Source organism: Pseudarthrobacter sp. NPDC058196, assembly GCF_042882685.1.
Taxonomy (GTDB): domain Bacteria; phylum Actinomycetota; class Actinomycetes; order Actinomycetales; family Micrococcaceae; genus Arthrobacter.
Genome location: NZ_JBHVVN010000014.1, coordinates 20,853 through 33,715, shown reverse-complemented (window position 1 = coordinate 33,715; position 12,863 = coordinate 20,853). Strand labels below are relative to the sequence as shown.

The 12,863-nt window shown below is 67.9% G+C and carries 11 protein-coding genes; 7 read left to right on the top strand and 4 right to left on the bottom strand.

Features of this window, described 5'->3' with window-relative positions:
* Positions 1-122: 122 nt before the first annotated feature.
* Complete coding sequence (locus tag ACFVVC_RS18805; protein ID WP_387456719.1) at positions 123-965, top strand: IclR family transcriptional regulator; 843 nt, start codon at positions 123-125, stop codon at positions 963-965.
* A 36-nt stretch (positions 966-1,001) separates the two neighbouring features.
* Here ACFVVC_RS18805 and ACFVVC_RS18800 read toward each other — a convergent pair whose 3' ends face one another.
* Positions 1,002-1,751 (bottom strand): VOC family protein, encoded by a 750-nt coding sequence (locus tag ACFVVC_RS18800; RefSeq protein ID WP_387456716.1) that lies wholly within the window; start codon positions 1,749-1,751, stop codon positions 1,002-1,004.
* A 119-nt stretch (positions 1,752-1,870) separates the two neighbouring features.
* Positions 1,871-2,728, bottom strand: a complete 858-nt coding sequence (locus ACFVVC_RS18795; protein ID WP_387456713.1) for a sulfurtransferase — start codon at positions 2,726-2,728, stop codon at positions 1,871-1,873.
* Positions 2,729-2,889: 161 nt separating this feature from the next.
* Between ACFVVC_RS18795 and ACFVVC_RS18790 the strand changes: the two genes are divergently transcribed.
* On the top strand, positions 2,890-3,453 hold the full coding sequence (locus tag ACFVVC_RS18790; protein WP_387456710.1) for a dihydrofolate reductase family protein: 564 nt from the start codon (positions 2,890-2,892) through the stop codon (positions 3,451-3,453).
* A gap of 71 nt (positions 3,454-3,524) precedes the next feature.
* Here ACFVVC_RS18790 and ACFVVC_RS18785 read toward each other — a convergent pair whose 3' ends face one another.
* Positions 3,525-5,135, bottom strand: coding sequence for a PucR family transcriptional regulator (locus ACFVVC_RS18785; protein WP_387456707.1), 1,611 nt, complete (start codon positions 5,133-5,135; stop codon positions 3,525-3,527).
* A gap of 106 nt (positions 5,136-5,241) precedes the next feature.
* Here ACFVVC_RS18785 and ACFVVC_RS18780 point away from each other — a divergent pair, with 106 nt between their 5' ends.
* The 3 genes from ACFVVC_RS18780 to ACFVVC_RS18770 all read left to right on the top strand — a co-directional run bounded on the left by ACFVVC_RS18780 (position 5,242) and on the right by ACFVVC_RS18770 (position 9,168).
* Positions 5,242-6,792 (top strand): purine-cytosine permease family protein, encoded by a 1,551-nt coding sequence (locus tag ACFVVC_RS18780; RefSeq protein ID WP_387456705.1) that lies wholly within the window; start codon positions 5,242-5,244, stop codon positions 6,790-6,792.
* Positions 6,793-6,853: 61 nt separating this feature from the next.
* A complete protein-coding gene (locus ACFVVC_RS18775) occupies positions 6,854-7,801 on the top strand; it encodes a polysaccharide deacetylase (RefSeq protein ID WP_387456703.1) in 948 nt (315 codons plus the stop codon).
* Positions 7,802-7,935: 134 nt separating this feature from the next.
* A complete protein-coding gene (locus ACFVVC_RS18770; RefSeq protein WP_387456700.1) occupies positions 7,936-9,168 on the top strand; it encodes an amidohydrolase in 1,233 nt (410 codons plus the stop codon).
* On the opposite strand, the gene ACFVVC_RS18765 is transcribed toward ACFVVC_RS18770, so the two are convergent.
* Positions 9,165-10,001, bottom strand: coding sequence for a helix-turn-helix transcriptional regulator (locus ACFVVC_RS18765; RefSeq protein ID WP_387456697.1), 837 nt, complete (start codon positions 9,999-10,001; stop codon positions 9,165-9,167). The genes ACFVVC_RS18770 and ACFVVC_RS18765 overlap by 4 nt on opposite strands.
* Before the next feature lie 85 nt (positions 10,002-10,086).
* On the opposite strand from ACFVVC_RS18765, the gene ilvD reads away from it, so the two are divergent.
* Complete coding sequence (gene ilvD, locus ACFVVC_RS18760; protein WP_387456694.1) at positions 10,087-11,946, top strand: dihydroxy-acid dehydratase; 1,860 nt, start codon at positions 10,087-10,089, stop codon at positions 11,944-11,946.
* Between the two features lie 100 nt (positions 11,947-12,046).
* Positions 12,047-12,811, top strand: coding sequence for a hypothetical protein (locus ACFVVC_RS18755; protein ID WP_387456691.1), 765 nt, complete (start codon positions 12,047-12,049; stop codon positions 12,809-12,811).
* Positions 12,812-12,863 lie beyond the last annotated feature (52 nt).

Here is a 12,863-nt window from a genome sequence, read left to right as displayed (position 1 = left end):
TTCTAAAAAACACCATTGTGGCCGCTTCCCACCCCAAAAACAAACCCCACCACAAACACCACCCCGCCGGGCGCGGGCCCCCCCGGCCCCCCCCCCCCCGCTTCTGCCGTCCATGAGGAAAGATGGTGTCCACCATGACTCCTGCAACACCTTCCGACAGCAACGGCACAGGCACCAGCACCGGCACCAACGGCGGGACGGACGCCAAAGGTGCCTCCGTCGTCGTCAATGCCATCGCCGTCCTGCGCACCTTCACCGCGGACGAACCCTTGCTGGGGGTCACGGAAATCGCCAACCGGGTGGGAATGCACAAGAGCAGTGTCTCCCGGATCCTGGCCACCTTCGAGCAGGAAAACCTGGTGGAACGGGACCCGGAAACCAAGCGGTTCCGGCTGGGCCTGGGCTTGATCGCCGTCGCCGGGCCGCTGCTGGCCGAGATGGAGGAACGGCGCGTTGCGTACCCAGTGCTGCGGCAACTGGCCGAGCAGACCGGCGAAACCAGTGCGCTCATGCTCTGGAACGGGGACGAAGCGATTTGCGTGGAGCAGATCGCCAGCCACCACCAGATCAAGCACACCACGCCGCTGGGCGCCCGGTACCGGGACGCCATGAGCGCCTCCGTCCAGGTGTTCCTGTCCACGCTGCCGGCCGAGCGGGTGCGTGAGCTGCTGCGGAGCGGAGCCATCACCTTTCCCGGAATGGACGACGCCGGCCTGGCGGCTTACGAGGCCCGGCTCCAGGACGTGGTGCAGCGGGGGTGGGCGGGCAACTACGGTGAATCGTCCATGGATGAAGTGGGCGTGGCGGCCCCGGTCCGCGACCACCGCGGCGACGTGGTGGCCGCCGTCCTGATTCCGGCCCCGCGGTTCCGGGTATCGAAAGAGCAGTTCGAGAGGCTGGCCGAAGCCTGCGTGGCCGCCGCCGCCAAGGTGACCACCCGTTTGGGCGGCCGGCCGGCAAGCTGATCCTGCCTGTTCAGGCGGTAAGGGTGAACACCTGGTTCACGCTGTGACCGCGCTGACTGCGACGACGCCACCCCAAGGGTCGCTGATCACCGCGCTCCGGAATCCCGAAGTATTGGAGGGCTCCATGAGGATGCCGCCACCTAATGCCACGGCCCGGTGGGCGGTGGTATCCGCATTGGCCACTGCGAAGTTCACACTCCAGTTCGGCGGAACGTCGACGCCCTCCGTTGAGGTGGCGACTGCCACCATCCGGTCATGCAGAAGCCATAGCGAGAAGGGGGCGTCCGGCGATGACTTCAGCTCCCACGTGAACATTGTCCGGTAGAAATCCCGGGCTTTTCCAAGATCCGGGGTGTGCAGGGAACTCATCGCCCAGCAGTTCGGCTGGTCGGCAAGCTCAACGCCGCCTTTTTCGCCTGCCTGCCGCAGGCAGAACAGCACACCGGAGGAGTCAGCAACCAGTGCGGTGGGGGCGTGGGCGCCGAAAGACATAAGCTGCCGGCCCCCAGCCTGTTCAGCGCGGGCCGATGCCTCCGCGACGTCTTCCACCCGGACGTGCGTCAGCCAGCCCGCAGGCGACTGTGGCGGGGCCTGCCCCACTCCGGCCACCGGGCGTCCGTCGAGGCGCGCCTGGTAATAGTCACCGTCAACCCCCGACATGGGAATTGCCTCGTCGAAGCTCCAGCCGAAAAGTTGGCCGTAGAACTCTTTGGCGGCCTTGGGGTCCGGTTGCCAGGTATCCACCCAGCACGGCGCACCTACCGACGACGTGTCCCGCTCAGCCATATTGCGCCCTTTCGAATCCGGCTGGGCCGGCCGGGCCCGTTCGCCGGCCCCCAGGGCAATGCCAGGCAAGCATACGTCCGAATGCGGAGTCATGGCTGGAGATCGATATGAGGGTGCAGTCATGGGCTCTGCAGCTTGTCAGCCCAGCTCTGCCGGGCGTCCTGGGGCGGCGGCATACTCCGACCAGCCGCCTGCGTAGAGCCGACCCTGGCCAAGTCCGGCGTGTTCAAGGGCGAGGAGGTTGTGGCACGCCGTAACGCCTGAGCCGCAGTAGGAGATGACGGCGGCGGCGTGATCGATCCCAGCCCTCGCGAACGCAGCCCGAACTCCGCGACCGGGCGCAGGCGTCCGTTGGGGGAGAGGTTCGCCCGGCACGGGACGTTCACTGCGCCCGGAATGTGTCCTGCCTGGGGATCGGTAGGCAGTTGGAGGGTGCCGTCGAAGCGGTCGGCATTGCGGGCGTCGACGATGATCCCGGCGCGCCCTGCCGTGATGTCCTCCAGCCGGGCCAAGCGGGACTCGGGCCAGGGGACCGGCCTGAACGTCGCGGGGGTTGGCTTCACGGACGTTGTCTCCAACGGTCCCGTCCATGCGGCAATCCCGCCGTCGAGCAGCGCTGCCGGATGCCCGGTCGCGCGCAGCATCCAGACGAGCCGCGCGGCGATGACCCCGCCGGCATCGTCATAGGCGATGACAGCCGTGCGGTCGCCGATTCCCAGCGAGGACATCCCACAGGCAAACACGTCGGGGTCGGGAAGCGGGTTCAACCCGTCCGGTCCGGCCTCGCCAGACAACCACGCGTCCAAGTCCACGAACACTGCACCTGGCACGTGCCCGCCGTCGTACGCCGAGCGGCCCGACGCGCCGCCAAGGTACCAACGGGCATCAGCGATGACGACGTCATTCCGGTGCGCCTCGAGCCACGCGGTATCCACGAAGGGCGGCAGGTCCGCCGGGGTTGTCGGGGTGGGTGCCATACAGTGCAGGCTAAACGATCTGTCCATTATTTGAGCAAGAATGTCTCAATATGTGGACACGAGGGAACGGGTGTCCCGGGCCTCTTCGGGGCCTGGCCGGGCGCCCACCCCGGGCAGTTGCGGTCTGTACAACCTTGGCGGGACCGCGGGAGACTGGCGCCATGGGCAAACTCACCTTCGCCATGAACGTCAGCCTGGACGGCTACATCGCCGCGCCCGGCGACGACCTCGGCTGGAGCATGCCGAGCGACGAACTGTTCCAATGGTGGTCCGACCGCGTGGCGGCGACGGGCCTGGCCTTGTACGGACGCAAACTGTGGGGAACGATGAGCTCCCACTGGCCCGCCGCGGACCAGGAGCCGGGCGCCACGCCGGCGCAGATCGAGTTCGCCCACCGCTGGCGGGACATGCCGAAGGTGGTGTTTTCCTCGAGGACCCGCCCGGTCAACTGGAATACCCGCCTGGTCATCGGCGATGCGGTTCCGGAGATCGCGCGGCTCAAGGTGGAAGCCGATGGCCAGATTGATGTCGGCGGTGCCACGCTCGCCGCGGCGGCCATGCGGGCCGGGCTGATCGACGAGTACGCGCTGGTCACCCACCCGGTCCTGGTGGGCGGCGGGACGCCCTTCTTTGCGGCCTTGGACCATTGGGTGCAGCTGAGGCTGGTGGAGACCCGGGCGTTTCCTGACGGCGTGGTCCTGGCCCGGTACGACGTCCGGCGCTGAGCGCACCAAGTTTCAAGGCGGGCGATCCCCGCACTTGAGATTCGGGAGGCCGGTTTACCGGGCCGGGCTCCTCAGGGGAGCCCCGCCATCCGGGCAGCGAGATGCAATGCCGCCAGCCGCCCCGTCCCGCGGGGGTCGCCACCGCACAGCTCGAAAATCCGCTGCAGCCGGTGGTGCATGGACTGCCGTTCCAAGTGCAGTTCGCGGGCTGATTGCGCGGTATTGCACCCCGAGTCCAGCCACACCCGCAAGGTCTCCAACAGCTGGGACTGCCGCTGCGCGTCATGCTCCAGGACCGCCCGCAACTGCCGGTTCACGAACGCCTCCCGCGCCGAGGCGTCCAGGCAGGTCAGGGACAGGCTTTCGACGGCGGAATCCTCCGCATCCACCACCACCAGGCCGCGGGCCGGATACTGCCGGCGCGCCGACGCGTTCCGCCGCCGGATCTGGCGCACCTCCAAGGCACGTCGCGCCTCGGCCAGCGACCACGAAGCCTCGGCCACCCCACCGGCCAAGGGCCCCACGGCAATCACCGCATCGGGGTCCCCCGCCAGGCCCTTCAGCGCTTCCAGCAGTTGCCGCCGCTCACCGGCGGCATCGGTGCAGGGCAGGCCGATCATCACCACCAGCTCGGCGTCGTCCAAGTACGCGGCGCAGGGAATCCGGCGTGAGCTCAGGAAGGTTTCGACGGCGCCGCGCAGCTCCTGCGGTGACGCCGCATGGATTGCAGCCACCACTGCCGGGGAATCCGTGGGAAAGCCGGCCCCGGGGGCCAGTTGCTCAAGCCGCCACTCCGGGGCGGAATTCAGCACGGCCCGCATCAGTTCGGCCCCGGCCAGGGCATGAAGTCCTGGGGGAGTGTGCTGCAGCAGCGCCAGCCCGAGGATGTCCACGGAGCGTTCCCCGGCCACCTGCGCCAGCGCCACGTCCGCGACTTCCGGCACCCGGACCTCAAGGCGGCCCATCAGGACGCCGCGCACGGGAATGTCCACGGTGACCGCCGTTCCGCCGGGCCGCCCGGACCCGCCGCCAAGGCTGCCGTGAGTGCCAGGTCCGGAGCCGTCGTCGTCCGCTGGTCCGTCCCCGGCGTCCGCGTCAACCCCGCGGCTCCACCCCTCCGGGACGGCGCTGCCCATGGTCACTCCCCACGGAGAGGTCAGGTGCACGGCGGAAGCTGTGATGCCCGCCAGCACGCCCAGGATTTTGTCCAGCGAGGCCCCGTGGGCAAGCTCCGCCGCCATGGCGCGCGTAGCGGCGTCGGCCTGCTGCAGGTGCCCCACCGACTCGCTGACCAGCATGGAGTTGATGGCCTGCATGACGCCCACAAAGGGCACCACCTTCCGCAGTTCAACCACCGGAAGGCCGTATTCCTCGGCCTTGCGGAGCATGTCCGCCGGGATTTCCGGCAGGGCGCCCCCCGTCTCGATGGCCAGCGCCGCGATACCCCGCTGGGCCAGTTCACGGACATAGTCCTCGCGCCGGGCGGGGGTGGCCGTGGCAAGGGTGATCCCGCCGCAGAGCAGCAGCTCGCCGCCGCGGAGCAGGGGAGCGATGTCCAGTACTTCGCTGGAGTGGACCCAGCGCACAGGCTGGGCATCGGCCACCACGCCCAGGGGATGGAGCACGGGATCGGCGGCGGCAAGGGCGGGGTGGGCGAGTATTTCGCCAAGAAACACTGACACGACATTCCGTAACGTAGTTGGGGAATCTGTTCGACAGATTGTATCTTGTTCCTTGTGATGGGGGCCACATAGCCTTTGAGTACTTATCCACCTCACGGAGGCCCCCATGCAAGAAAAGCTTTCACCAGCAACGCACGGGCACGCGGCCCCTGCCGGACAGGACCACAACGCCGTGGACCACGAAGCCTGGCTGCAGCCCATCCCCGAATCAGCACGCACACGCAAGGTATCCGGCCAGTTCTGGATCTGGGCGGGGGCCAACCTGGCCCCCATCAACTGGGTGCTGGGGGCGCTCGGTATCCAGCTGGGACTCGGACTGGCGGACACCGTCACCGTCCTGGTCCTGGGCAACCTGATCGGCATGCTCCTCTTTGGCTGCTTCGTCCTCCTGGGCCAAAAGACCGGAGCCACCGGCATGGTCCTGGCCCGGGCCGCCTTCGGCCGCCGCGGCAACTACCTGCCGGCCGCCATCCAGGCCCTGCTGGTCATCGGCTGGTGCGCGGTGAACACCTGGATCATCCTCGACCTGGTCATGGCACTCTTCGGAACCCTCGGCTGGGTTGACCCGGAAGCCCCCAACTACGCCTGGAAGATCGGCGTCGCCACCTTCATCATGGCCCTGCAAGTGGCCATCGCCTGGTTCGGCTACAAGGCCATCGCGGCCTTCGAAAAATGGACCGTACCGCCCACCATCCTCATCCTCGCCGTCATGTCCGCCGTCGCCTGGTTCGGCATGGACATCAACTGGGGCTACGCCGGACCCGCCGGGCACATCCTGGAAGGCTCGGAACGGATCGCGGCCATGAGTGCCGTCATGACGGCCATCGGCATCGGCTGGGGCATCACCTGGTTCACCTACGCCGCCGACTACTCCCGGTTCGTCAGCACCAGCGTCCCCAAGAAGAAGGTCTACCTCGCCTCCGTCCTTGGCCAGTTCATCCCGGTGGTCTGGCTCGGCGTCCTGGGTGCAAGCCTCGCCACCAACTCCGGAGAAATCGATCCCGGCAAGCTGATCGTCCTCAACTTCGGCGCCATGGCTCTGCCGGTGCTGCTGATGGTGCTCCACGGCCCCATCGCCACCAACATCCTGAACATCTACACCTTCTCGGTGGCCACCCAGGCCCTGGATATCTCCATCAGCCGCCGCAAGCTCAACCTGTTCGTCGGCGTCTTCTCGCTCGGCGCCGTCGTCTTCTTCATCTTCCAAGAGGACTTCGCCGCGGTGCTTGACGCCTGGCTGATCGGCCTGGTGGCCTGGGTGGCCGCCTGGGGCGGAATCATGCTGGTGCATTACTTCTGGCTCGACAAGCGCTGGCCGGGTGAGCCCGAGCGCCTGTTCGACGCCGTAGGCACCAAGCGTCTGCCCGGCGTCAACTGGGCCGGTGTTATCTCCCTCGTGGCCGGCATCTTCGCCACCTGGCTGTTCATGTACGGACTGATCCCCATCATGCAGGGCCCCATCGCCGTGGCCCTGGGCGGCTGGGACCTGTCCTGGCTGGCCGGCGGACTGACCAGTGCCGGGGTGTACGCCATCCTCGGACCGCGGCAGCACATCCGGTACCTCGCAGTGAAGCCCCGCACGGCCAACGCCGTGGACCCTGCTCCCGGAGCCGGCGGCAAGGAAGCGGACGCCGCCCCTGCCCTTCCCGCCCTCTAAGCGAAACGCTTTCCTCCTCCCAAACCTGGCGGGCGCCCTGCGCCCGCCGAAAGGATTTCCCGTGAACCAGCCCGCCATCGCGGACGCCCTGCACCCCATCACCTGGCCCGACGGCGCCAAAGCCGCAGCCTCCTTCACCTTCGACGTTGACGCCGAATCCTGCACCATCGCCCACGACCCCACCGCCACCCGGCGCATGTCGCTGATGACCCACCAGTCCTACGGCCCCAAAGTCGCCGTGCCGCGGCTCCTGAAAATCCTTGAGCGCCAGGACATCAAGGCCACCTTCTTCATCCCCGGCTTCACGGCCGAGTCCTACCCGGACGTGGTCCGGCGGATCGTCGACGGCGGGCACGAGGTGGGGCACCACGGCTACCTCCACGAACCGATGCAGGGCATCGACGCCGCCACCGAGGCCGGCTACCTTGACCGTGGCCTCGAAGCCCTGGCGAAAGTGGCCGGGGTCCGGCCGGTGGGGTACCGGGCGCCGTGGTGGGAACTGAACTGGCACTCCCCGGGCCTCCTTGCGGACCGCGGCTTCCTCTACGATTCCAGCCTGCTCGACGGCGATGCCCCCTACCGCTTCGCCGTCGCCGCCGATGATCCCCGGGACATCGTGGAGATTCCCGTGGACTGGACCCTGGACGACTGGGAGCAGTACGCCTTCTACCCCGGTGTGACCGGCAGCGGCGTCATCGAAAGCCCGGCCAAGGTCCTGGAAATGTGGACCCTCGAAGCCGAGGCGCACCACTCCCAGGGCAGCTGCTTCGTCCTGACCAACCACCCGTTCATCTCCGGCCGGCCCTCCAAGGCCGTTGCCCTGGAGCAGCTGATCGAGCGGGTGAAGGCAATGGACGGCATGTGGGTCACCACCATGGAACAGATTGCCCGGCACACCAAGGCCACGGTCACCGAGATCCACACCCACGCGCGGATTGACGTGCCGGTATTCCCGGGCGCGGGTGCGCAGTTCGAGCCGGCCGTGGTACGGCAGGGGGTGCCGGCCTAGCGTCCCTGGACTCGAAAGCGGCCTGCGGTTGAAGATTATTCGCAGGCCGCTTTTTGGTTGCCCGTGGACACCATCCGCCGGCGCTGCTTACGGTGGCCGGAACGGGCGGCGGAGCCAAGCAGGAGGAAACTTCGATGGACTTTCCGGAAAACGGTACGGCCGGCATCGAGCAGGAACTGGCCTGGCAGGTCCCGCTCTACGAGCAGTTCCACCGGCACCCGGAACTCGGCCTTGCCGAACACCAGACCTCCGCTGCCGTTGCGGCGAACCTGGCCCGCTGGGGTTTCGATGTGAGGCACTTCGGCGGCACCGGTGTGGCGGGAGTCCTTGCCAACGGGGCCGGTCCCTGTGTCCTGGCCCGGGCGGACATGGACGCCCTCCCGGTCACCGAGGCCACGGGGGCCAGCTACGCCTCCGCCATCGCGGGCGTGATGCATGCGTGCGCGCACGACATGCACGTGGTGGCGCTGCTGGGCGCGGCGAAATACCTGGCCGAACACCGCGACACCTGGCAGGGCACCTACACCGCGCTGTTCCAGCCGGCGGAGGAGACGGCGGCCGGCTCGCAGGCAATGCTCGACGACGGCCTGGCCGCCGGAATCCCGCGGCCGGTCGTTGCGCTGGCCCAGCACGTCATGCCCACCGAGGCGGGCACCATCGGCACCACCCCGGGGCCTGTGCTGTCGGCCGGGGACTCCGTGCGGATCACCGTCCATGGCCGCGGCGCCCACGGCTCCATGCCGCACAAATCAGTGGATCCCGTGGTCCTGGCCGCCTCGATTGTCCTCCGCCTGCAGACGGTGGTGTCCCGTGAAACGGCTCCGGGGGAATTCGCCGTGCTGACCGTGGGCGCCGTCACGGCCGGGGCCACGGCCAATATCATCCCGGACCGGGCCGAGCTGCTGCTCAACCTCCGTACCTACAGCCTGGAAGTACGGAGCCAGATGCTCGCCGCCATAGAGCGGATTGTGCGGGGCGAGTGCGCCGCGGCGGGATCGCCCCGGGAGCCGGAGCTTGAGTATTACGACCAATACCCGCTGACCAGCAACGACGCCGAGGCCAATGCGCGGGTCACCGCAGCCTTCACCAGGACCTTCGGTGCCGGAGCCGTCTACCGCACCAACCCGCAGACGGCATCCGAGGACTTCAGCCGCATCCCCGACGCGTTCGGCATCCCGTACGTGTACTGGATGGTGGGCTCCGTGCCCCCGGAAACCTACCGGCGGGCGGTGGCGAACGGCACGGTGGACGCCGACATCCCTGCCAACCACTCGCCGTCGTTCCTTCCCGCCGTGGATCCCACCCTCGGCGTGGCCACCCGGGCCCAGGCTGCCGCCGCGCTCGCGTTCCTGGCGGGGACTGTTTAGCCGGCCCCCGCCAGCAAGGACTTCATTTGCGCAGCGGCGTCACTGCCCGGGGCCGGGGTGTACACCACGATATGGAGGTCCGGCCGGTCGGAGGGGGACACCTGGTGGTGTTCCAACTGGAGCACGCCTACGGACGGGTGGTGAAAGAGGCGCTCGCGGGATTCGAAGCCCAGGATGTCGTACAGGTCCCACCCCTGCCGGAATTCCGGGCTGGACTCCTTGAGCCGGTCCACCTGGTACTGGATATCCGGATCGCCCAGCCGCTGCCCGGCTTCGGCGCGGAATTCGGCAAGGAACCGCTTGCTGGTGGTCTCCCAGTCCGGCAGGAGGTCGCGGACATAGGGATCGGTGAAAACCAGCCACAGGAGGTTGCGGTCCGCCGGGGCCACCGTGGCGATGTTCGGAAACAGGGCGGCGTAGGCCTTGTTCCAGCCGGCCACGCCCCAGTCCGGGAACAGCGCGAAGCTCGGGTTGGGGTCCAGCGCATCCAGCAGGCGCTGGATATGCGGCGGCGCAGAATCCGCCGCGGGGCCGGCAGAGGCCGCCGATGCGTACCCGCCCAAGGACAGGACGTAGCCCACGCCGGTGGCCGAGAGATGCAGTGCCCGGCTGACCGCTTCCAGGACCTGCCGGGACGGGCTGATGTCCCTGCCCTGTTCCAGCCAGGTGTACCAGGTGACGCTGACGCCGGAAAGGAACGCCACCTCTTCGCGGCGCAGCCCCCGGTCCCGCGCCCTGCCGATCGGCGGCAGCCCGTAATCCGCCCGCAGCGCCTGGTCCCGGCGGGCGCGGAGGAAGAGGCCGAGTTCTTTGCGTCGCCCTGGTTCAGTCACCCGAAAATACTATTACTCTGGTACTCCCACTACTAGTAGCAAGAGCATCTTCCCCCTGGGCGGCGATGCCCGCAGGATGGTAAGCATGCCTGTACTTCGCTCTAAGACAGTTACCCACGGCCGCAACATGGCCGGAGCCCGCGCACTGCTGCGCGCCTCCGGCGTCGCCAACGCGGACATCGGCAAGCCGATCATCGCCGTCGCCAACTCCTTCACCGAATTCGTCCCCGGACACACCCACCTCGCCCCCGTGGGCCGGATCGTCTCCGACGCCATCCTGGCCGCAGGCGCCGTGCCGCGCGAATTCAACACCATCGCCGTGGACGACGGCATCGCCATGGGCCACAGCGGCATGCTCTACTCGCTGCCGTCCCGCGACCTGATCGCCGACTCCGTGGAGTACATGGTCAACGCCCACTGCGCCGACGCCCTGGTCTGCATCTCCAACTGCGACAAGATCACCCCGGGCATGCTCATGGCAGCACTGCGCCTGAACATCCCGGTGGTCTTCGTCTCCGGCGGCCCCATGGAAGCCGGCCGCGTCACCCTGACCGACGGGTCCGTCCGTTCCCTGGACCTGGTGAACGCGATTGCCGACGCCGTTGACGAGTCCATCTCCGATGCCGACATCAACCTCATCGAAGAGAACGCCTGCCCCACCTGCGGTTCCTGCTCCGGCATGTTCACCGCCAACTCCATGAACTGCCTCACCGAGGCCATCGGCCTGTCACTGCCGGGCAACGGCTCCGTGCTGGCCACCCACACCGCCCGCAAGGCGCTGTACGAGAAGGCGGGCTCCACCGTCGTCGAACTCGTGAAGCGCTATTACGACGGCGACGACGAGTCCGTGCTGCCACGCTCCATCGCCACTGCAAAGGCCTTCGACAACGCCATGGCCCTGGACATTTCCATGGGCGGCTCCACCAACACCATCCTGCACCTGCTGGCCGCGGCCCAGGAGGCCGGCGTGGACTACGGCCTTGCCGAGATGGACGCCAAATCCCGCCAGGTGCCCTGCCTGGCAAAGGTGGCACCCAACGTCGCCAAGGACAAGACCTACTACATGGAGGATGTGCACCGCGCCGGCGGCATCCCGGCCCTGCTGGGCGAGCTGAACCGTGGTGGACTCCTGCACAAGGACGTCCACTCCGTGCACTCCGATGACCTGGACGGCTGGCTGGATGACTGGGACATCCGCGGCGGCAAAGCCACGGAGGAAGCGAAGGCCCTGTGGCACGCGGCTCCCGGCGGCGTTCGTTCCTCTACTGCCTTTTCGCAGTCTAACGAGTGGACCTCCTTGGACACCGATGCCGCGGAAGGCTGCATCCGCTCCGTGGAGCACGCCTACTCCAAGGACGGCGGCCTGGCAGTGCTCCGCGGCAACGTAGCCGTTGACGGCGCCGTGGTGAAGACGGCCGGCGTGGACGAATCCATCTGGACCTTCGCGGGCCCGGCGGTGGTGTGCGAATCCCAGGACGAAGCCGTGGAGAAGATCCTGAACAAGCAGGTCAAGGAGGGCGACGTGGTGGTGATCCGCTATGAAGGGCCCAAGGGTGGTCCGGGCATGCAGGAGATGCTCTACCCCACGTCCTTCCTGAAGGGCCGCGGCCTGGGCAAGAAGTGCGCGCTCATCACGGACGGCCGCTTCTCCGGCGGTACCTCCGGCCTGTCGATCGGCCACATCTCCCCGGAGGCTGCCTCCGGTGGTGCCATCGCCCTGGTGGAAGACGGCGACATCATCAGCATCAACATCAGTCAGCGTTCGATGCAGCTGGAGGTCTCGGACGAGATCCTGGCCGAGCGCCGCGAGAAACTGGAAGTCAACGGCGGGTACAAGCCCAAGGACCGGGACCGCCAGGTCTCCGCTGCCCTGCGCGCCTACGCCGCCATGGCCACCTCCGCTGACAAGGGCGCCGTCCGGGACGTGTCGCTGCTGGAGCGCTAAGCCTCTTTCCCGGCGGGGGAGGGTCAGGTCCATTGGCCCTCCTCCGCCAAGGATTCCGGCGCCACACTTGAGGGGTCATCGTCGGGCCCGGGGAGGTGTGGTGCGCAGGTTCATCAAGGCGCCCGCCGCAGCGTCTTTTGCATTGATTGTCCTGGCAGCGTGCTCGCCGCAGCTCGGGAGCCAGCAGCCGACGTCGTCCGTTTCCGGCGCTGCCGGCACGTCAGCAGGTGCCACCGGAACGCCCGCCGTTTCGACGCCGTCGGACGTTCCGTCCTCCCCGCCCGCAGAATCAGCGTCCGGCACGGCCGCGGCGGAATGGACCACGTTTACGACGGCGGACGGCACCATGGCGTTCGATCTTCCCGCCGCCTGGCGCGTCAAGGACCCTGCGGGGGAACTGGCCGAGGGCGGCGGGGCCTTCGCCGAGGTAACGAACCAGGCCGGAAAGGTGATGGCCACGCTGAGGACCAACATGGCCACCGGATCCACCTGCACCGAGAGGTACCCCTACGAAATCCTGGACACCGTTGCCGTCCCGGCATTGATCCAGGGCGGAACAGTGCCGCAGTTCGTGTTCGAATCCCGCGCAAACGCCCCGACCCCGGGCCTGTACAGCACCCCGGCCGCCGGCTACGGCATCACGTCAGGCCCCGCTGCCAGCGGACCAGACGCCTGCCCCATCTTCCAGTTCTTCAGGTGGCCCCCGAACGCTGCCATGTTCGGTGCGTCCTACGACCCCAACAACAACGCGACGCCCGCCGACCCGTCACTCCCGTACCTGGAACTCGCCCGGAAGTACCGGAGCACAGCCGAATATGCGGACATCAGGAAGATGATCACGTCGCTGCGGCCGGTGCAGCACTAGCCCGACGCTGCCGGCAGGGGCCCGCCCGGGCAATCGGGACAAAGGCCCCGTC